16 protein-coding genes and 2 pseudogenes are annotated in these 19,942 nt (G+C 63.1%); 3 read left to right on the forward strand and 15 right to left on the reverse strand.

The genetic code is table 11. The features are described from left to right. Positions 1-21 precede the first annotated feature (21 nt). Complete coding sequence (locus BG60_RS03315; protein ID WP_063936105.1) at positions 22-2,208, forward strand: hybrid sensor histidine kinase/response regulator; 2,187 nt, start codon at positions 22-24, stop codon at positions 2,206-2,208. Positions 2,209-2,224: 16 nt separating this feature from the next. Here the strand turns inward: BG60_RS03315 and BG60_RS03320 are convergent, their stop codons facing one another. The 4 genes from BG60_RS03320 to BG60_RS03335 form a co-directional block, all read right to left on the reverse strand. After that, positions 2,225-2,434, reverse strand: coding sequence for a hypothetical protein (locus BG60_RS03320; protein ID WP_008347038.1), 210 nt, complete (start codon positions 2,432-2,434; stop codon positions 2,225-2,227). Positions 2,435-2,538: 104 nt separating this feature from the next. Beyond that, positions 2,539-3,777, reverse strand: a complete 1,239-nt coding sequence (locus BG60_RS03325; RefSeq protein ID WP_051078977.1) for a multidrug effflux MFS transporter — start codon at positions 3,775-3,777, stop codon at positions 2,539-2,541. A 141-nt stretch (positions 3,778-3,918) separates the two neighbouring features. Then, entirely contained in the window at positions 3,919-4,668 is a 750-nt protein-coding gene (locus BG60_RS03330; RefSeq protein WP_034470221.1) for a DUF2278 family protein, read from the reverse strand. Between the two features lie 41 nt (positions 4,669-4,709). Continuing rightward, positions 4,710-5,522 carry a CHAD domain-containing protein gene (locus BG60_RS03335; protein WP_008347044.1) on the reverse strand — a complete coding sequence of 271 codons (813 nt, stop codon included), beginning with the start codon at positions 5,520-5,522 and terminating at the stop codon, positions 4,710-4,712. A gap of 187 nt (positions 5,523-5,709) precedes the next feature. Here BG60_RS03335 and BG60_RS03340 point away from each other — a divergent pair, with 187 nt between their 5' ends. Next, entirely contained in the window at positions 5,710-6,072 is a 363-nt protein-coding gene (locus BG60_RS03340; RefSeq protein WP_034470223.1) for an NUDIX hydrolase, read from the forward strand. 29 nt (positions 6,073-6,101) lie between these two features. Here the strand turns inward: BG60_RS03340 and BG60_RS03345 are convergent, their stop codons facing one another. From BG60_RS03345 to BG60_RS03355, 3 genes and pseudogenes are all read right to left on the reverse strand, one after another. Next, a complete protein-coding gene (locus tag BG60_RS03345) occupies positions 6,102-7,700 on the reverse strand; it encodes an MFS transporter (protein WP_008347047.1) in 1,599 nt (532 codons plus the stop codon). A gap of 33 nt (positions 7,701-7,733) precedes the next feature. Next, positions 7,734-8,099 carry a BON domain-containing protein gene (locus BG60_RS03350; protein ID WP_008347050.1) on the reverse strand — a complete coding sequence of 122 codons (366 nt, stop codon included), beginning with the start codon at positions 8,097-8,099 and terminating at the stop codon, positions 7,734-7,736. A gap of 92 nt (positions 8,100-8,191) precedes the next feature. Beyond that, positions 8,192-8,410, reverse strand: a pseudogene (locus BG60_RS03355) (LysR family transcriptional regulator); the annotation flags it as partial. Between the two features lie 151 nt (positions 8,411-8,561). Between BG60_RS03355 and BG60_RS38105 the strand changes: the two are divergent. Then, positions 8,562-8,717: pseudogene (locus tag BG60_RS38105) on the forward strand (short-chain dehydrogenase/reductase); the annotation flags it as partial. Positions 8,718-8,726: 9 nt separating this feature from the next. On the opposite strand, the gene BG60_RS03365 reads toward BG60_RS38105, so the two are convergent. The 8 genes from BG60_RS03365 to BG60_RS03395 all read right to left on the reverse strand — a co-directional run bounded on the left by BG60_RS03365 (position 8,727) and on the right by BG60_RS03395 (position 19,941). Beyond that, the gene (locus tag BG60_RS03365; RefSeq protein WP_008347056.1) at positions 8,727-9,557 is read right to left on the reverse strand and encodes a Rossmann-like and DUF2520 domain-containing protein; all 831 of its coding nucleotides are present in this window, start codon (positions 9,555-9,557) and stop codon (positions 8,727-8,729) included. A gap of 23 nt (positions 9,558-9,580) precedes the next feature. After that, positions 9,581-11,029: an aldehyde dehydrogenase family protein gene (locus BG60_RS03370; protein ID WP_008347058.1), complete on the reverse strand. Its 1,449-nt coding sequence runs from the start codon at positions 11,027-11,029 to the stop codon at positions 9,581-9,583. 2 nt (positions 11,030-11,031) lie between these two features. Beyond that, complete coding sequence (locus BG60_RS03375) at positions 11,032-12,135, reverse strand: tartrate dehydrogenase (protein WP_008347060.1); 1,104 nt, start codon at positions 12,133-12,135, stop codon at positions 11,032-11,034. Positions 12,136-12,247: 112 nt separating this feature from the next. Continuing rightward, positions 12,248-13,168 (reverse strand): LysR family transcriptional regulator, encoded by a 921-nt coding sequence (locus BG60_RS03380; RefSeq protein WP_008347062.1) that lies wholly within the window; start codon positions 13,166-13,168, stop codon positions 12,248-12,250. Positions 13,169-13,267: 99 nt separating this feature from the next. After that, positions 13,268-15,127, reverse strand: a complete 1,860-nt coding sequence (gene tssF / locus BG60_RS03385; RefSeq protein WP_008347065.1) for a type VI secretion system baseplate subunit TssF — start codon at positions 15,125-15,127, stop codon at positions 13,268-13,270. Further along, positions 15,124-18,258: an ImcF-related family protein gene (locus tag BG60_RS03390; RefSeq protein WP_241484845.1), complete on the reverse strand. Its 3,135-nt coding sequence runs from the start codon at positions 18,256-18,258 to the stop codon at positions 15,124-15,126. Before BG60_RS03390 ends, tssF begins: the two co-directional genes overlap by 4 nt. Continuing rightward, on the reverse strand, positions 18,222-18,638 hold the full coding sequence (locus BG60_RS39480; RefSeq protein WP_008347069.1) for a hypothetical protein: 417 nt from the start codon (positions 18,636-18,638) through the stop codon (positions 18,222-18,224). The genes BG60_RS03390 and BG60_RS39480 overlap by 37 nt, the downstream gene beginning before the upstream one ends. Then, the gene (locus BG60_RS03395) at positions 18,625-19,941 is read right to left on the reverse strand and encodes a hypothetical protein (RefSeq protein ID WP_008347071.1); all 1,317 of its coding nucleotides are present in this window, start codon (positions 19,939-19,941) and stop codon (positions 18,625-18,627) included. Before BG60_RS03395 ends, BG60_RS39480 begins: the two co-directional genes overlap by 14 nt. Between the last annotated feature and the right edge of the window lies 1 nt (position 19,942).

Genomic DNA, 19,942 nt, shown 5'->3' on the forward strand with positions numbered 1-19,942 from the left:
GCGCACGCCTTGCAACGCGCCATGAACGAATCTGAAGAACACTCCGCTTCAGGCACCGCAGAGACCCTGCCCTCTCTGCCACCGCTCGACTTTCGCGCGGCGCGCAGACGGCTCTTCGCTGCACTCGTTGCGTCGATCGTCATTCCCTTCGCATTTTTCTGCCTGTACGGTTACTACACTTACGGACGCACATTCGCCGAAACCGGCGAGTCGCTCGAACGGCTCGTGCGTATCGTCGACGAAAAGGCCAACACCGTTTTCAGCATCAACCGCGAACTGATCTCGCGCATCGACGAGATGCTCGGCAGCGGCGACGCGGATTTCATCGCGCGCAGCCAGTCGGAGCTGCACGACAAGCTCGCGCGTCTCGCGGCGGCTCATGAACAGATCGCGGCGCTCTCCGTGCTCGACAGTCGCGGCAGGCTCGTGCTCAGCAGCCGCTTTTTTCCCGCGCCCGATGTCTCCGTCAGCGATCGTGCGGATTTCATCGCGACGCGCGATACGCATTCGAGCTTTCATGTTTCCATGCCCGAGCGCGGGCGCGTGAAGAACACGGACATCGTCAACACGCTGAGCGCACGCTATGCGAAAGACGGCCGCTTTCTCGGCGAAATCGCGATTGCCGTGCGGCGCGATTATCTGTTCGATTTCTATCGCGAACTCATTGTGAGCGATCCCGCGCTCACGCTCGCGCTACATCGCGACGACGGCGCCGTGCTCGCGCGTTTTCCGCCGGCGTCCGCACCCAATGCGCCCGATCGCCATTCGGTGCTGGCGAGCGCATTCGCGCAAGGCAAGCCCACGGGTCTGATGCGTTACATATCGCCGCTCGACAACGATGAAAAGCTCGCGGCGTGGCGGCGTGTCGGCGACTATCCCGTCTACGCGGCGGCGGGCTTTTCGATTCATGACGTGCGCCTCGCATGGTGGCGGCGCGATGTATCGATCGCGTCGATCGCACTGATTCCGTGCATCGCGCTGTGGGTGCTGATCGGCTTCTCGCTGCGACGCCTCAAAGCGGAAGAAGCGGCATGGCACAACTGGCGCGGCGAACTTGCGCTGCGCCGCTCGGCCGTCGCGGCCACGCGGCGGCTTCAACGCATGGGCGCGCTCGGCAATCTCGTCGCGAGCGTCGCGCACGACTTCAATAACCTGCTGATGGTCGTCACGTCGAACATGGAACTGGCGCGGCGCAAGGGCTTCAACGGCCTCGAAAAGGGAGTCGCGGCGGTGGAGCGCGCATCGAAGAATGCGCAATCGCTCGCACGCCGCCTGCTGAGCGTCGCGCGACGTCAGCCGCTTCAGATGCAGGTCATCCGCCTCGATCGCTGGATGATGGACTCCGAGCCGCTCGTGCGCGCGTCGGTGGGCGACAAGGTCACGTTCGGCTCGCGCGTGCCGCCATCGACGTGGACCGTGCGCGTCGATGCGACGGAGCTGACCTCGGCGCTCATCAACATCGCCGTGAATGCGAAGGACGCGATGCCTCACGGCGGCGACTTTCGCATCGAGTGCAACAACGTGCGTTATACGTCGACGCATGAAGGTCTCGGCGCCGGCGAATACGTCGTGATCTCGTGCAAGGACAGCGGCGTCGGCATGCGCACCGACGTCGCAAAACAAGCGTTCGAACCGCTTTTCACCACCAAGGGCGCGGGCGCCGGGACTGGGCTCGGACTCGCGCAAGTGCTCGCGATGTCCGAGCAGGCGGGCGGCACGGCGCGCGTGAATTCTGCATGGGGCTTCGGCACGACAGTCGACATCTATCTGCCGCACTGGACCGGCGAAGTCGATGCGCCTGCGGATGCGCCGCCTGTGGAGACGGTCGATCGCGAAGCGCCATCGTCCACCGTGCTGATCGTCGAAGACAACGAGGAAGTCGCGGCGGGCCTGTGCGCCGTGATCGACGTGCTCGGCTGGCAAGCGCGCCACGCATCGTCAGGCGACGCCGCGAGACAGATGCTCGAAGCCGGCGATGAATTCGATCTCGTGCTTTCCGACATCCAGATGCCCGGTAGTTACGACGGCATCAAGCTCGCGGAATGGATCAAGTCGACGCGCCCGAATCAGCCGGTCACGCTGATGACGGGTTACGCCGATCAGCTCGACGAGGCGCGCCGCACCGGCTTTACCATACTCGCGAAGCCTTTCAATATCGACGAGTTGCAACGGCTGCTGAACGGCCTGTCGATGCGCGCCGCGCGGTGAGTCTCGTTCGTGCGCTTCAGTGCAGCGGCGATTCTCCGGGCAACTGAAACGCATCCACGGTATAGCCCATGTTGAAATATCCCGCGCGCGCGTAGACGGAAATGTGCTCGAGCTGCTCGGCGCGCGTGGTTTCGCTCGCGGCGTGAGCGTCGTTGGCCGAACGCTCACGCGCACGCTGCGAAGGGCCCGAAAGCGCCTGCCAGTAGTGAGTCAGGAAGTGCGGCATGGCTCGCCTCCTCGATGCATGAACAGCTCGAATCTAAGCCTTCAAAAAGACTTGGACAAACAAGCTTTTCTGCAATGCATTGCAGGCCGCACCGCTTTGGCGCATCAGGCTGCGTCGACGCCTTCCCGCACGGTGCCCGTGGCCTGCGACTGCTCCAGATGGCGCAGCAGCAACGTCACCATCGCGACGACGGTGAACGCGAGAATCACGAAGAACGCCGCGAGGGGCGTGAGAATCTGCACCGACACGAAGCCCGCGAGACCCATCATCACCGACGACACGAGCAAGAGCGAGCAGCCGAGAATCGCCGCGGTAAGGCCCGCGATATGCGGAAAGAGCGAATTGCCCTTTGCCATCAGCGTCGGGTACATCGCGCCGGCGCAGAAGCCCATCACGAGCACCGGCGCGGACAACGTCCATACGGTGAGGCCGACCGTCAGCGAGAGCAGCAGCATGACGACCGATGCGCCCGCCATCACGCGCGCGCCGATGCGCAGCCGTTGCTCCGCGCTCGGCAGACGCGCGCCATGCACGCGGTTCGACAGCCCGCCGAGGAAATACATCATGCCGATGGCGAGCGCGAGATAGCCGAAGTACGTCGGCGGCTTGTGCAGCGTGTTCTGCACCATGAAGGGGCCGACGATGTTGAATACGAGCAGGATGCTATAGCACAGCCCTTGCGCGAGAAAACAGCTCTGGAAAACGCGGCTCGACAACACCTTGCCCGCATTCGTGAACAGCGTGCGCGGCGCGAGACGCACCGGCTTCTGCAAGGTCTCGCGATAGCGCCATATGAGCGTCCACATCACGATCGAATAGATGAGCAGAAAGACGAGGCACGACTTCCAGCCGAACCATTCCTGCAAGTGCGCGCCGATCACGGGCGCCACGATCGGCGCGAGCCCCCACGCGATCGACATGTAGGTGAACGCGTGCAGCAGCGCCAGGCCCTTGAACGAATCGGTGATGATCGCCTTCGCAAGCAGGTTGGTCGCCGCGATGCCGAAGCCTTGCAGGCACCGCGCGAGCAGGAAGGTTTCGAGGTTCGTCGCCGCGAGCGACAGTAAGCAGCCGAGCGTGAAGACGACGAGCCCGAACGCCAGCACTTTTTTGCGCCCGTACGCATCGGCGATGGGGCCGAAGACCAGTTGACCGATCGCATACGCCGCCATGTAGCCGGAGACGCTCGACTGGATCGCCTGGGGCGACGTGGCGAAGTAACGCGCCATCGCGGGCAACGCGGGCACGTAGATATCGATGGCGAGCTGCCCCGCCGACGCGAACAGGCAAACCAGAAACAGCAGGAATTGCGGGGAATTCTTCGAAGGATGAGCGTGGTTCATGACAACGACGAATGAGCGAAGGCCGGCGGCCTCTGCGGGCCAATCCGGATGGGGATTCATCGTATTGTGCCTGTCATCGCGCGAATCGGCTCAAAGCCCTCGTCGCGCGTACGTCAACCTGCGCGTTTCCCGCGCGATCGATCACGTCTTGCCATGCAGAATGGGATGCGACTGGCCCGGTATCGGGCGGCCACGGCTGTCCGTCGGCACGAGCTGCGTCTGGAACGCGACGAACAGCGCCTGAAACTTGCCGTCCACTTCGATCATGACCGCGCCGTCCTGAAACACGCCGTTCTCGTTCGAGTGGTCCTTGACATGCGTGCCCTTGCCCGGCTTCGGGTTGCCCTGATTCATATGCGTCTCGTGCAGCCCGTCCTTCCCCGGCTCGAACAGGAAGCCAAAGCCATAGACGGTCACGTCTTTCGTCGGCTTCCATCCGAGGCGATCGTCGCTATAGCTCGGCGTTTCATAGACGTAATCGACGCCGTTCGCCGACATGTCCAGTTGCAGCATCTCGTTGAGAAGCGCATTGATATCGTTCTTCTCGTCCTTGGTGTCGAGCGGGATCGGGCGCATCGCGTCGAGATCGACGAGTCGCGAATCGTGTACATAGTCGAGCTTCGGGAAGTTCGCTGTCGACACACCCGCCGACAGCTTGTCGAGATCGGCCGTCATCGGATGATCGAAGTATCGATTCCAGACATACAGCACGAGATAACCCGCTGGCCCCGTCAGCGAGCTATCGGATTTCACGTTGGTGACGATGTCGAATGGCTTGCCGTTCGCGTCCTCGCTGACGATCACGTAATGCGGATCGCCCTTATAGCCCTGAAGAAAGGGGACGCCTAGCTTGACCGTGCCCTTGAAGACAACGTATTCGTTGCGCGCCATGATGACAACATCCTTTCGGCCAATATGCGATCACGACGATATCAACGAATCGCTTTTCTCGCAGCTTTGAAGCGATGTTTCTGCTCCGCCTTCAGCGCACGTAACGCGTGCTTTTCGCTGGCATCGTCGGCGAATTCGCCTCGTGAATTCGAAAGCAAATCGCGGCTCGCAACGACATCGTTCAACGCGCCGAAGCGCTTTTGAAGCCGCTTGAGGCTCTTCACCTCGGCGCGCAGTTTCGCCGGGATATCCGGCTCGAAAAACTCGATCAGATAACGCACCTTCTTTCCCGCCTTGCGCACTTCGTGATACGCAGCATAGTCTGACTGTTTCGCGCGCAACGCCCGCTTGATGCGCTTCTTCAGCTGACTGCGCGCCGCGCCGATGCGCTTCTTCGCGAACCGTTCGACCGGCACGCGTTGCGGTCCCGTGTTGAGCTGATGATTCGCTTCCTTCAATCCGCTCAGCAGCACATGCTTCATGTCCGCGTTGGCGAGATTTTCGATGCTCGTCGCGAGCACGTTAGCCCGATGCGCCTTCACCGTTTCGTCGAATCCTTCGACATCGAGTTCATGCAGCAATTCGATCAGAATGTCCCAGTCCCGCGCGCTGCCCGCCGATGTCGCGAGATACCTGAACAGGGCGCGCTGACGCGTATCGAATTCTTCGTCCAGCAAAGGCCGGTATGCCCAGAACAAAGTGCGCAGCCTGCGCAACGCAACACGCAGCTTGTGAAGCACTTCCGGGTCCGTGTTTCCGTCGAGCGTGGCAGCGTGCTGCATCGCCTCGTCGATCAGCGGCGACGCGAGATCGCCGAATCTGGCTTCGGCCGTGATGCGCGTTCGATCGTCCATGATCGCTCCCTGTTACCGAATGACCCGGTTACGCAACATGCATACCCGCTGCGCGGGGCGAGCGGAACATGTCTTGCTTCATGCCCAATACGGAAAATGCCGCTGTCATCGGATGCTCCACAATGAAAAAACGGTTGGGTACACTGGGTCCGTTGACAGGACATAGCTTATAGATTACGGAGTCGGTTTGAGGAAGCGAGCCACCGTCATTTGTCGGAAGGGCAACCGGATACTTCTGGTGGCGCGACGTCGCACCAAGTGGGCGCTGCCCGGCGGCATGCTCAAGCGAGGCGAGCATCTTTCGGACGCCGCGCTTCGCGAACTCAAGGAAGAAACGCGTCTCGCGGGCAAGTCGGCGAAATTCCTGTTTCAGCATCGTGGAAGGCAGAAGCATCATCACGTCTTCTTCTGCGATGTGCCGAAGAACGCAAAGCCGCGCGCGAGCAATGAAATCTCTCGCTGCCGCTGGGTTCATATGTCGGAAATTTCACGACTCGCGACCACCGAGCCGACGAGACACATTGTGAAGGCGCTCGGCGGCAAACGCTGACACCGTTTCGCATGGTCGTTCGGCAAACGTCACGCGCTTTGTCCTTTCGCATCGCCATAATCGACGCGCACCGCAGGCACGAACCACGCGAGACAGAGGCCGACGAACGCCGCCATCGCGGCGACCACGAGCCCGACGTGAATCGACGCGACGAGCGCCATGCGCGCCGAGTGCATCATCGTCATCGCATCGGCCGCTTGGCCCGCCGCGACGAGGCGTTCGATCAGCGCAGACTGTTCCGCACGGTCGATCAGCAGGTCCGGGCTCGCGAACGATTTGAGCCACTGCGTCGCCTGATACGAATCGAGCGGACGATGCACGTTTTGCGCATAGAGATGCCCGAGCAGCGCGCCGGTGATCGCGGTGCCCAGCATGCCGCCGAAAATGCGCAGCGATTGCAGCAACGCCGTGACCGCGCCGATCTGCTCGCGCGCGACGATCTGTTGCGAGCAGATGGTGAGATTCGTCGCGACGAGCCCGAGGCCGAGTCCGCTCGCGCCCATGCACGCCATCCAGACGGCATGCGGTTCGTGACCATCGAGCGAGACGAGCGCGAGACAGCCGGCCACGGAAAGCGCGAAGCCCGCATACATCAGCACGTTCGCACGCGGGATGCGCGTGACGATGCGGTTGTTGATCATGCTGCCGACGGTCGTGCCGAGCAGCAGCGGCGTGATGAGCATGCCCGAATCGTGCGGCGACATGCCATAGCCGCCCTGAAACAGCAGCGGAATGTAGAAGGCCATCGAGAAGAGCGCGAAGCCGCCGAGCACGGAGATCGCGAAAAGCGCGGCGAGCTTGCGGTCCATCAGCACGTCGACGGGCACGACGGGATAGCCCATGCGCTTTTCCCAGAAGTACAGTGTCGCGCCGAACAGGAGCGTGACGAGCGCAAGCACGATCGTCGTGCGCGAGACGCCTTCTTTCGGCAGCAGTTCGATCAGCAGTTGCAATGCGCCGAGCGTCACCGCGACGACGCACGCGCCGAGCCAGTCGAGCTGAATCCGTCCACGCGTCTTCGCATGATGCAGGTTCGGCACGAACATCAGCACGAACATTAGCGAGACGATGCCGATTGGCACGTTGACGAAAAACACGAGCCGCCAGCCGCGCATCTGCGTGAGCATGCCGCCGAGCGTCGGGCCGATCACGTTGGCGACGCCGAACGTCGACGTGACGAGCACGAGCCAGCGCAGACGCAGCTTCGGATCGGGAAAGAGATCGGCGACGGCGGCGAACACCGTGCCGAGCAGAATGCCGCCGCCGATGCCCTGCACGCCGCGCGCAATCACCAGGAACAGCATGCTGTCGGCGAATCCGCACAGCACCGACGCCAGCGTGAACAGCACGATCGCCGCGAGCAGAAACGGCTTTCGTCCGTAAAGGTCGCCGAGCCGCCCGAAGATCGGAATCGTGATGACGGACGCGAGCATGTACGACGTCGCGACCCACGCGTACAGATCGAAGCCCTTGAGTTCGGCGACGATGCGCGGCATCGCGGTCCCGACGATGGTCTGATCGAGCGCGACGAGCATCGTGACGAACGCGATGCCGAGCATCGCGAGCAGCGATTCGCGAAACGGCAGGCGTTGCCGTTCGCGATCGCCGACATCCAGGAACGAGTTCATGACATGCGCGAGCGCGCGCTCAGAGGCAGTGTGTTACTGCCCGCCTTCCTGAATCGTCAGAACATTCTTCACCGACTTCACGCCGTCCACGCCTTTCGCGATCGACGCCGCCTGGTCGATCTGCTCGCCATCGGCTGCGTGACCGGCGAGCGTGATCGCGCCGTTCTTGGCGATCACATTCATGCCGTTCGTGTCGATGCCGCCTTTTTGCAATGCCTGAGACACCTTCTTGCTGAGCGCGCGGTTGGCTTTGCGCGCCGTCGATTTGGAGCTTCCCGTGCTCGCCGAAGGCGTCGCGGACTGGGTCGATCCCGCATCGCTGGTCTGCGACCATACGTTGACGGAAAAGGCTATCGCTGATGCAACGGCGGCAAATCTGAGCGCATTGATCATCTTCATTGCGTGGCTCCGGTAGCTTGCGTGAAATGGAGGATGCAAAGGCAAGATGGATTCTAATCGGCGCTTCGCGATATCGCAGGGAATCGGGCCGTTCATTTCGCTAGCGCGCGCAATTGCGTCGGCGTAAGGCAGAAATCGGCGTTTCCCGCGAGCTTTGCGATCGTGAAGTCGATGAACGTTCGCACGCGAAGCGGCCGCTCCGTTCGATGCCGATAGTAGATGTAGATCGATTCGCGCTGCGTCATTTGACGCGTGAGCAAGGGTACGAGACGTCCTTCGCGGATATGCGCGACGGCGAAAAAACTACCGAGCGCTTTCGGCGCGCTGATGCGCAAGGGCCCGGCGATCTCTTCCTTCGCGTTCTTCGCATCCGCGATGGCAGACGTGAGCATCGCAAGCGCCGGTTCGACGCTCTGCAACAGGCGCTGTGGCTTGCGGCGATATCCCCTGATCAATGACCGCACGCCGCTCATCACGCTCGCCGTTGCGCAAACGCCGCCGCTGCGCCTCGCGCTCGGCACCGACACGCTGAAGGCCATCGCGGAGAAGAACGCGCATGTCGAAGCCGAAACGGACGCGTGGCGTGAGTCATCGAGTTCGACGGATTTCGCTGTTTGATCGCGTCAATTACCCTCGCACCTTGCCCGTCAGCGCGAGGCGCGTGGCGAGCGTCGAGAGCGCGTCGTAGGCATCGCGCGATACCGTGTCCCACGCGCCGATCGCCTGCGATTGCACTTCCACGACCGCGCGATCGCCGCGCGCCGCCGGACCGGTCAACGCATCCTTCGGCCCGAGCGAAACGACGTTGGTGGCGGCATTGCGCGTGAGCGTGTGCATCATGTCTTCGATGAGCGCTTGCGGAATGCCGGCCGCCTGCCACATCTCGACGGACATCGCCGCGAGTATCGGCAGAAAGTTCGATGCGACGACCGCCGCCGCGTGATAAAGCGCCTTGCTGCCCGGCTCGATATCGAAGCAGCGCGCGCCGATGGCCGCGAGAATCTCGCTCCATGCATCGCGGGCGGCGCGATCGCCTTCGAGTCCGCATGGCGTGCCTTCGAACTGGAACACGGCCGTGCCGGGCTTCGCGAAGCTCAGCATCGGATGCGCGCTCGCGACGCTCCAGCCGAGCGCGCGCAAGGGCGCGAGCGTGTCGGCGTCGAGCGCGCCGCTGCAATGCACGGCAATCGTCGGCGCATCATGCTTGCGATGCGCCGCAAGCGCTTGCGCCACGTCCGCGATGCGTGCATCGGGCACCGAGAGCAGCCAGATATCCGCGGGATGCATCGCGGCGATGTCGTCGAGCGCGCGGCCCGCGCCGATGAAATCGACCGCTTCATGCGCATGCGCGAGATCGCTGTCGCATACATCGCCGATATCGAGCACGCGGTTCGCGACGATCAGATTGCCGAGCGTCGCGCCGACCCGCCCCGCGCCGATGATGTTGAGAGTCGCCATGATGATGTGAACCCGCGCGAGACTCAGCCGTGCCTGATCGCGATGGTCTTCAGGCTCGTGAAGCCGTACAGCGCTTCGAAGCCCTTCTCGCGTCCATGCCCGCTCGCCTTCACGCCGCCGAACGGCAACTCGACGCCGCCGCCCGCGCCATAGTTGTTGATGAACACCTGGCCCGCCTGCAGCTTGCGCGCGAGTCGCAGGCCGCGCGAACCGTCGCGCGTCCACACGCCCGCGACGAGACCGTAGTTCGTGCCATTGGCGAGCTTCACGGCTTCGGCTTCGTCGTCGAAGGGCATTACCGCGAGCACCGGGCCGAAGACTTCCTCCTGCGCGAGCCGGCTTTGCGGCGGCACGTCGCGAAACAGCACCGCTTCCTGGAAGAAGCCATTGCGCGACGCTTCCACGACGATCTTGCCGCGCGCCGCGACGCGAATGCCTTCACCTTCCGCCTGCTCGACGATGCTGCGCACACGCGCATGTTGCTTCGCGTTGACGAGCGGACCCATGTCGAGGTCCATCGCGGGCGGCCCGGAACGCAGCGCTTCGAAACGCTGCGCGAGACGTTCGATCACGGTTTCGTAGATGCCGCGCTGAACCAGCAGACGGCTGCCCGCCGAACACGTTTGTCCGGCGTTCTGCACGATCGCGTTCTGGATCACGGGCAAGGCTTCGTCGAGATCGGCATCGTCGAAAACGAGTTGCGGTGACTTGCCGCCGAGTTCGAGCACGCTCGGGCAATGACGTTCCGCCGCCGTGCGTCCGACGAGCGCGCCCGTCGCGGTCGAGCCGGTGAACGAGACATGACCGATGCCTTCGTTCGCCGACAGCGCCGCGCCCGCCTCGCTGCCGAGTCCGGTGACGACGTTGATCGCGCCAGCCGGAAAGCCGACGTCGGCGGCGATTTCTGCGAGCCGCAGGATCGACAGACTCGCGTCCTCCGCGGGCTTCACGACGCACGCATTGCCCGCCGCGAGCGACGCGCCGACGCTGCGGCCGTAGATCTGCATCGGGTAATTCCACGGAATGATGTGGCCCGTCACGCCGATCGGCTCGCGTACCGTCAGCACGGTAAAGCCGGTCGTATAGGGCAGCGTTTCGCCGTGCAGCTTGTCGACGCAACCCGCGTAATACTGCAGATAGCGCGCGAGCACGGCCGCATCGGTGCGCGCGGTCTTGAGCGCCTTGCCGGTGTCGCGCGCTTCGAGTTGCGCGAGTTCGTCGGCGTGTTCGAGAACGGCGTTCGCATAGGCGAACAGCAGGTTCGAGCGCTCGACAGGCGAGAGCTTCGCCCACGGACCGTCGAGCGCATCGCCCATTGCGCTGCGCGCTGCGTGGACAGCCGTGGCGATATCGGCGGCGTTGCCGCGTGCAATCGCCGCGAACGGCTCGCCGGTGCTCGGATCGATGACATCGAGCGATTCGCCGTTGTCGCCCGCTTTCCACGCGTTGCCGATGAAGTGACGGTATTCCATGCTTACTCCGTGATCAGTGCATGTTCGGTGACGGCTTCGGCGATCGCCTTGCCGACTTCGATGGTGTTCGCCGTGCCGCCCATGTCGGGCGTGCGCGGGCCGTTTTCGAGCACGCTTTCGATGGCCGACAGGATGGTCTTCGCCGCCGCTTCGTAGCGCGCGTCGCCGCGTCCGAGATGCTGGAGCATCAGCGCGGCCGACCAGATCTGCCCGATCGGATTGGCGATGCCCTTGCCCGCGATATCGGGTGCCGATCCATGTACCGGCTCGAAGAGCGATGGAAAGCGCCGCTCGGGATTCAGGTTCGCCGAAGGCGCGATGCCGATGGTGCCCGTGCATGCGGGACCGAGATCGGAAAGAATGTCGCCGAAGAGATTCGACGCGACCACGACATCGAAACGGTCAGGATGCTGCACGAAATGGGCGCACAGAATGTCGATGTGAAACTTGTTCGTCGCGATGTCCGGATAGCGCTTCGCCGCTTCGGCAAGGCGCTCGTCCCAGTACGGCATCGTGATGGAGATGCCGTTCGATTTGGTCGCGGCGGTGAGCTGCTTCTTCGGACGGCTCTGCGCGAGCTTGAACGCGAAGTCGAGAATGCGATCGACGCCCGTGCGCGTGAAGACCGCCTGCTGCGTCGCGAACTCGCGCTCGGTGCCTTCGAACATGCGTCCGCCGACCGACGAATACTCGCCTTCGGTGTTCTCGCGCACGACCAGAAAGTCGATGTCGCCGGGCTTGCGATTGGCGAGCGGCGAAGGCACGCCGGGCATCAGCCGCACGGGACGCAGGTTCACGTATTGATCGAACTCGCGGCGAATCCTGATGATCGATTCCCACACCGCCGTATGGTCCGGCACGATGTCGGGCGTGCCGACCGCGCCGAAGAAGATCGCGTCGTGCTTGCCGATCTGCTTGTCCCAGTCGGCGGGCATCATCGTGCCGTGCTGCACGTAATGCTCGGTGCACCATGATGCGAACTCGTCGAAATCGAGCGCGATGTCGTAGCGCGCGGCGGCGGCCTTCAGCACGCGCAGCCCTTCGACCATGACTTCCTTGCCGATGCCATCGCCCGGAATGACGGCGATGTGATGTGTCGTTGCCATTGCGCTCTGTCTCCTCGTTTTCGACGTTTGATCTGAGGGGAAATCTAGCGGAGGCGTTGTTGCTGCGGAAGTGCGAATCCGGAAACGGGAGTCTTCGAATATCCGCAAGGGCTCAGCTTGCGGCGCGTTCCCCGCCGGGCGCGACGAGCGATGCGGGCGCGAGTCCGCTCAGATAATCGAAGAGCCTGCGCGCGGGCAAAGGCGCCGCGCCCACGCGTATGCCGACCGACATCACGCGCTCGGCCCACGGATTCGTCAGGCGAATGAAGCGCAGACGCATGGGTTCGCGAAAGAGCCGCACCGCGCCTTCGGGCAACACGCCGATGCCCTGCCCCGCCGCGATCAGCCTGCACATGCCTTCGAAGCTTTGCACCTGTACGCGAAAGCGGATCGCGCGGCCCGCGAGCGCGGCTTCCTTGACGAGCATGCGCGTGACTTCGGCCTTATCGTCCAGACCGACGATATCGTGCTCGAGCAGCGCGGCGAAATCGATCTGATCGCCTTGCAGAACGTGATCTTCGGGCACGACGACGCTGATGCGATCCGTGCAATACGGCGCGAGGCGAATGCCTTCCATGCCGCTCTGCGACGTCACCACGCCGACATCCGCGCGCCCTTCGCGCAGCGCCTGAAGAATGTCCATGCTGCGCAATTCGCTGATATGCAGCTTGATGTCCTGATAGCGCTGGGAGAACGCACGCAGATGATCGGGCAAGTCCTGGCTGATCGCGGAGATATTGGCGAACACGCGCACGCGGCCGACGGAGCCTTTCGTGTAATCGGATAGCTCGCTATAGATCGCGTCGGTCCTGAGCAGCAGTTCCGTGGCGTGACGCGCGAGCGCTTCGCCGGCCGGCGTGGGCTCGACACCCGCCGACGTGCGATTCAGAAGCCCCACGCGAAAGTGATGTTCGAGCAGCGCGATGCGCCGGCTCGCCGTCGATAGCGACATATGCGATTGCTGCGCCGCCTTGGACAGGCTGCCCATTTCGACGGCGCGCAGAAAGAGAGCCAGCGACGTGAGATCGAACAAAACCGGATGCTCCGTGGAAATTTATTCCGGGGAGTATGGCATTGGGTTGGGATTGCTGTGGCGTGGAGGGATACAGGAAAACCCTGAGCGATGCGGCTGTTAGAAAGGCGCACCCTCGAATTCCATGAGCGGAAAAAGCGTGTCCTTGCCGTCGATATCCAGCACGAGCCGCGTCGCGTGATGGAAGCTTGCATAGCGGCCAACGAAGCGGCTCAGCACATCGCCGAAGAGCGTCGCATCGCCGGGTCCGTCAAACGCACTCGCATCGAGCCGGACGTGAACGCGAATCTCGAAGCGCATATGCCCCTTTCCCACGCTTTCATGCTCGGACAGCCGCACGTCTCGAATCGCATCGATGCGTCGCGCGATGCTTTCGTCGTGTGACCAGTCGTAGAGCTCCAGCGCCTCACGGAGCACCACCACGCCGCCCATCCCGATCATGTTCAACTCATTCGCGCCGCCTGCCGTGTAGTGCCCGAGCACGCGCCAGTCGTACTCCGGGTGATAGCGCGGAGGATAGAGCGGCAAAGTCGGCGCTGTCAGATTGCGCACGGAAGCGATGCCGGTAAAACCCGACACGGTCTCGTTGATCGTCGCCTCGGACAGCGCCATGCGCGGCAGGCGTCCGTTGTTCGCGAGCGCGCGAACCGTCAGGTAGCCGTCCGGCTTTGGACGATTCTCATCGTGTCGGGCATCCGCATGGAAGCGCTCCCAGAGCGAACCGGAAAGCGTCACCCAGAGTTCGCGGCCGGTTACGCCAAAGCGCATCGAGGTATGGAAATACCGCTCAGGCTTCTCGTAGCGCAGCGTCCAGCCGCGATGGCGGAAGCTCGTGAATGCGCCGTAGGCGTGGCGCGCGCTGTCTTCCGGATCGGCCGCCGTCACCGCGAGCACGTGATACGGCTCGACGTGCCCCGCCACATCCTGCTGCAGACGTACGCGATGCTCGCGGTCATGCCGGTCTGTCGGCCGCAGCGGCAACGCGTCCACTTCGAACAGATTGATCACGGGCGTGCAGAAGAGACGAAAGCTGTCGCGACTGACCGGATAGTCGCCAGGCACGCGAGCGTTCAGTTCGATCTCGAAGGTCATTTGCGATTCACCCATCGGCAGCATCGACGCATCGAAGCCGCATAGATCGACGAAGTTGAATTTCTGCGGGAACACGAAGTATTCCAACAGCGTCTGTTCGCGATCCAGCCCGCGGTCACGCTCGGGCTCCGTGACCGGCCACAGCCGCGCGGACGGACCAAAGCCTGCCGCTTCGAAGCGCACGTCTTCGAGCGGTTGCAACTCGCCATCGCGCACTGTAGGCAGGCGCAGGCTGATCGATTCGACTTGGCGCGTCAGCGCCGCGTACAGCGCGGAGGCGGCAGGCCGGTCGCCGTGCAAGTAAAGACGGATGCGCGACAAATCAACCGCCTCGCGTTGCTCGCCAAGCCACAACCGGAACGTAAGGCGAATCACGGTGCGTCCGCCATCGCGGACCGCGATCTCTGCATCTTCGACCGAAAGTGGCAACAACTTCACCGTCTGCGTCGTCCGATAGAGACACTTGACCTGATCCGGACCGACAGGCGTCGACCGCACGGCGGCCCCCGCGGGAATCTGCGTTGCCGAAGCAACTCCGCGACCAATCGGCGTGCATTCGATGATCGACAGCGATGGAATCGCGCGCGCCGCATGTTCGTACAGGTTGTCGATCAGCGTTTCCGTGAATTCCGGAGCGCCGTCATCGAGCTTCATACGTAGACGCGCCGTGAGCAGCGCAAAGCCTTCGAAGGTCGCGCGCGCGCTGTCGCCCACGTCGCCATAACGCATGTCCAGGCGACGCGCGGCGTCGGGATGTGCTTGAGCGAACTCCGCCGATGCCGCGCGCAAGTAGCGCATCTCCGCATCGAAGTACTTCAGGAACGGATTCTCGTGTTCCAGCGCCGAACGCTTCCACGGCGCGGTCACGGCTGTATCTCCGCTGGCAAGGGCGGCAACGACGGCGCGCCCGCGTACACAGCGCTCTTGCCGGCGATGAAGACACGCTGCGGCATCTTGAAGCCGCGCAGCTTGAGCAGATCGAGCGGTCCCGCGCCGACCTGCGTCTTCATCACGTAATGCAGCGGATAGTCATTGTCGTGATTGAGTGTCAGCGCGTAGTTCGTGCTGTCGAGCGGCTTGATGTTCGCCGTGCCCAGCAATCGAAGGAATGCCCAGTCACCGACGGCACTGAACGCGACGCGCGTCCCGGCAGTCAGCGATTCCCACGTCAGCATCGCCTGCCCGTCGCGACCATTTCCCGGCCAGACGATCGGCGTGAACGATTCACGTTGATTGAAATACTCGATCTTCGTCTGATCGACCGTGAGGATGCTGCGCACGACTTCTGGCGTCGGGGTCGCCATGATCTGGATGCGGTAGCTCGCATCGCCTTGTGCATACAGTTGCGCGCCGAGCGTCGACAATTGACGCAGCGCCGATAAAAACTCCGGATCGAATTGCAGCGCTTGCGGCGCGAGTTCGTTCGGGGTCCACGCGTTGCCCTGCGGCTGCAGCATGCCCGCGAGTTGCGTCGTGACGAAGCGCGCGATCAGACCCGTCTCCGGCTTGATGTAGCGGCCGAGCTCGACGAATGAGGCGTCGGATGCGGTGTCGGCGAATGGATAGTGACCGTCGAAGGCGCTCGCGAACGGCGCCGCGACTGACGCTCGCCATGCGTCGTTCAGGCTCGCTGCTGCGGGCTGAAGGATCGTTTGCCATGCCACATCGAGCGGTTTGGCGAAGAGCGCATCGCCGAAGCCCGACCACTGCGAGCCGAGGCTCGCGGCGGTCAATGCTGCATCGTCGCGCGCTTGAGTGAGTTCCGAGAGTTTGCCCTGAAACACGGCTTGCGCCATCTGACGGGACATCGCCTGTGCGTCCGCGCTGGCCGCGATCTGCTGCAACTTCAGGCGCATCGTTGTCGCTACGGTCAGAAAGTGCGCGAGACTCACGCCGCTGAAGTCCGCCGCGTTCTTCGATTTCGTGCTGGACTTGCCGTGGCCAGTCACCACATCGTCGCCCATGAGCGCGAGCAGCGGACCGAAGGGTTTATCAAGCGGATTGATTTCCGGCGCGGCTGCAACGCCGGTCTTGTTAGCGATCAGATCCTGCGCCTTGCGCACGAGCGTATCGGTCAGCGCCTGCGACGCACGGCCCGCCTGCGCCTGATATTCGACTGCCTTCATCAGCGCGATCAGCGGTGACGTTTGCGCATCCGTCAGACGCGTCAACTGGCTGATTGCATCGCTCAGATTCGATGCGCTGCGCCACTGGATGCTATTGAGCATCGCCTGCCATGCGGCGGTGTAATCCGCGAAATAGCGCGCATGCAAGCGCCGCTTCGCTTCTTCGATGTCCTGTTGCGCTTCGAGCGCCGCACCCGGTATGCGGGCGGCGCGTTCATCGGCGAGCACCCAGTCGGCGGCGACGCGCCCTTCCTTCGCCGCCTTGTCGATTGCATCGCCGATCATGCCGTCCCATGCAGCGCGCGTGTAGATGCCGGAGACGGTCTGGCTGGTCGTGAAGAGACCACGCGCATCCGCGCCGTCGATGAGCGATGCCAGCGTGATGTCCGCGTACTTTCCCTTGGCCTGTTCGAGCACGGATTGGTAGAGCGTGTCGTCGGAATTCTGCAGGCCGATCTGGTTGACGAGCATATTGCGCGCGGCGATGGTCAGATCGTTCGATGCGTTCAAGCGCCACTCCGGATGGGCGCGCAAATGCGACGCGTAGAACGACGACAAGCGCTGCGACGTATCGAGCCATTCGCCTGTGCTCATGTCCGTCACAACCGGCCACGCTGCGGGCAGTCGCTTGGTCAGATACGCGGCATCGGCGTGCTGCGGGTGCGCGAGCATCAAATAAGTCTTCAGCGCGTTGTAGTCCCGCTGCTGCTCTTCGTTGCTGGGCAGCGCGTCGGCGCGGGACTGCGCGAGTTGGGCTAGCGTTGCTTCAAGTCGATGCGCGGCCGGATCGCGTAGATTGCGCGCCGACACGATGGCGTAAGACGGCCACAGCGCGGCGAGGATGTCATCGTTGTGGTTCAGGCCCGCGCGCAGATACCACGGCGCGCCGTGCTGCTGACGATATTCAAGCGTGTCGATTCTCTGTTGCAGCGCGAGTTGCGCGCGCAACGCCGCCGCGGTGCCTGGCTTTGCTGCGAGCGCGGCGTCGCTTGCTGATTGCGCATCGTTCATGATGGAACGATTGCCGATGAATGACACGCTCATCGTCACGCACCAGCCGATCGCCGTCACCAACACCAAAGCTGCGAGCGCGTTGGGCCAGTAAAAGCCGACACGGCGACCGTCGTGCTTCTTCATGTGCGCGACGATTTCCGGCCAGATCGATTGCAGCGCGCGAGGCTGCTCACGTGATGCCCCGGCGTGCTGTCTAGCGCGCTCGGCGGCATCTTTGGCGACATCGTCATGATCGGCTGGCACGGGTGTCGGCACAACTGGCCCGGCGAATACCGGCGCGAACATCATGCCCGCGAGCGGCGCGCGCCGCCATTTCGATATCGAATGTGCCCGCCATGTCGTCAGCACGCGTTCGCGATGCGCGGTGAGGTATTGAGAGACCTGCGCGAGCCAGACAATCGGCTTCGGGCGAGCGCATAGCATGATGCTCGCGTGGGCCGTCATCTCTTCGAGTACGTTCAGTTGCCGATTCAGTTCGTCGGTCGCGACCCGTGCATCGGCGCGTTGTGAAGCAATAGTGAATGCACCGACAGGACGAAAATCGTTCTGATGCATGCCGCTCGCTTCGACGGCATGCAGAAAGACGACCGGCGCGGCCCAACCGAGATCGCGCGCGAGGTTCGACAGCGTGCGGGGCAGTTCATCGTCGGAGGGCGATTGCTCGCTTGTTCGCAACACAGGGATAACGGCATCGATCGGATGCGCGCGACACATACGGCGAAGCTGATGACGCCACGTTTGCGCATCGATGCCGTTCGGCGCGGCGTGCACCAGCACGATCTCACCCGTGCGCAACACGGCGGTCTGTTTGAGATCCGGAGCTACCGCGTCGATGAGGGCATCGTCGCCAGTGAGCATGAGCCACGTATCGCGCGACGCCAGCGCCAACCAAACGATGTGCGCAGTTCATCGCGCAAATATTGCAGGCGCGCGTCTCGTTGGATCGTCGCGGACTGCTTTTCGCTGCTCAATCCGTCGAGGCGCGCCATCACTTTCTCATAGAGACCGAACAGGATGGCAGCGAAGTGCGCGCCCAGCACGATGATGAGTACGCCCAGGATTTTGAGCAGCGCGGACACACGCATCTCGAGGGTGGTCAAGTGCGTGAAGTCGGGGCGACCCCACCACGCCACCGCGGCCGACGCCACGGCGACGAGCATAGCGGCCAATGTAAAGCCCCAGATCTTGAGAAAGCCGGAGTCCGTGCGTTTGGATATTTGCGAGTCAAGCGCGTTCAAATTGCTGCTCGGGGTTGTCATGCGATACGGTAGGTTGAACGTAGAGGATGGCAGCCTGCGCCCGGTCGAGGATCAAATGGGGGCCGGCTTCGCCGGATTCGATGGCCGCTGCGATGCAAAGCCACGGCGTCGCGGCGCCAGTGTCACCGACGATGCGATCGGGTCGCCGGTGTGTTTCGTGCGTGGCGATGCCCGCAAACCCGGCGCGCTTGAGTTCATCGAGCAGCGTGCGGTCGTGCTCGGCGTTCAGGCGCGTGAGCCAGGCGTGAGTGATGTTGCTCGCATCGGTCTTGCCCCAGAGCGCCGCATTGAGCGCGAGGTCGCGAAGCGTGGCGACGTCGGCTTGATCTTCGATCGGACGATGCAACGTCGCGAGTGCCTGCACGGATTCCGGCAGTTGATAGAAGCCCGCGTTCAGAAGCACCGCCACGGCGGCCTCGCTGCTTCGCTCGGGCGGGTCGGTGTCGTGCCAGGCGTAGGCGAGGATCAGCAGCGCGCGGCGTTCGCGGGTGTCGAGCCATCCGTCAGCCACCATTAAACCTTGCGGGTCCGGGACGGCCACGCAGTCGAGCGCCGGCAGACCGGACAGACGCAATGCATCGACTGCGTGCTGTTTAGCTTTGTCGGCGCCTTCGGACGGCGCCAGCACACGTACAAGCGGCGCATATTGATGTCCGTATTGCGACAAGGCCTGCAGCGCAGGCACCAGCGGTTCGAGCGCAGCGACCAGTTTCAACACGACTGTGGCGATTCGGCGCGTGGCTTCAGGTGTTTGAGTGTCTGGCTGATCGTGGTCGTCATCTTCTGGTGTCGTCGCGAATGATGTCGGATCATCTGACCACGATTCGTCATCGAAGCGGTTATGGAGCACGTTGCCCACTCCACCACGCGGGCTTCGCGATTTGAAGAACGGCGTCTTTGCCGCGACGGCGTCCGGCAGATTCGATGTAACTGAAGGCAGGCAATAACCCGCGCCCAGCACTTGCAGAGGCTTTTGTGCGATGCGCAGCCGCTCAGCCAGCCGCTTCATTCTGGCCCGGTTACGATTGTGGGCGTGACTCCATAGCGCTTCATAGCCAATGCGAGCGATCGACAGCAGCGCAAGGAACGCGAAATTCGGCACGCCGAGCACGGCGAGCCAGAATGACGGACCGCTCGCTGCTTCACTCGCAGGCCAGGCGAGCAATGCCAGCGGTACGCCCAGCGCGCCACATGCGAGCCAGATCCCGAGCCACGGCAGCAGTCGCGGGCCGTGTGCAGGATAGGAATAAGGCTCGCCGGCCTCGGATAAATCGACGGGCATG

The sequence above is a fragment of the Caballeronia zhejiangensis genome (assembly GCF_000698575.1).
Classification (GTDB): Bacteria; Pseudomonadota; Gammaproteobacteria; order Burkholderiales; family Burkholderiaceae; genus Caballeronia; species Caballeronia zhejiangensis.

Coding starts and splice junctions, on each gene's coding strand:
- BG60_RS03315 (WP_063936105.1), top strand. CDS start 22: ATGAACGAATCTGAAGAACACTCCGCTTCAGGCACCGCAGAGACCCTG.
- BG60_RS03320 (WP_008347038.1), bottom strand. CDS start 2,434: ATGCCGCACTTCCTGACTCACTACTGGCAGGCGCTTTCGGGCCCTTCG.
- BG60_RS03325 (WP_051078977.1), bottom strand. CDS start 3,777: ATGAACCACGCTCATCCTTCGAAGAATTCCCCGCAATTCCTGCTGTTT.
- BG60_RS03330 (WP_034470221.1), bottom strand. CDS start 4,668: ATGGCGCGCAACGAATACGTTGTCTTCAAGGGCACGGTCAAGCTAGGC.
- BG60_RS03335 (WP_008347044.1), bottom strand. CDS start 5,522: ATGGACGATCGAACGCGCATCACGGCCGAAGCCAGATTCGGCGATCTC.
- BG60_RS03345 (WP_008347047.1), bottom strand. CDS start 7,700: ATGAACTCGTTCCTGGATGTCGGCGATCGCGAACGGCAACGCCTGCCG.
- BG60_RS03350 (WP_008347050.1), bottom strand. CDS start 8,099: ATGAAGATGATCAATGCGCTCAGATTTGCCGCCGTTGCATCAGCGATA.
- BG60_RS03365 (WP_008347056.1), bottom strand. CDS start 9,557: ATGGCGACTCTCAACATCATCGGCGCGGGGCGGGTCGGCGCGACGCTC.
- BG60_RS03370 (WP_008347058.1), bottom strand. CDS start 11,029: ATGGAATACCGTCACTTCATCGGCAACGCGTGGAAAGCGGGCGACAAC.
- BG60_RS03375 (WP_008347060.1), bottom strand. CDS start 12,135: ATGGCAACGACACATCACATCGCCGTCATTCCGGGCGATGGCATCGGC.
- BG60_RS03390 (WP_241484845.1), bottom strand. CDS start 18,258: ATGCTCACTGGCGACGATGCCCTCATCGACGCGGTAGCTCCGGATCTC.
- BG60_RS03395 (WP_008347071.1), bottom strand. CDS start 19,941: ATGCCCGTCGATTTATCCGAGGCCGGCGAGCCTTATTCCTATCCTGCA.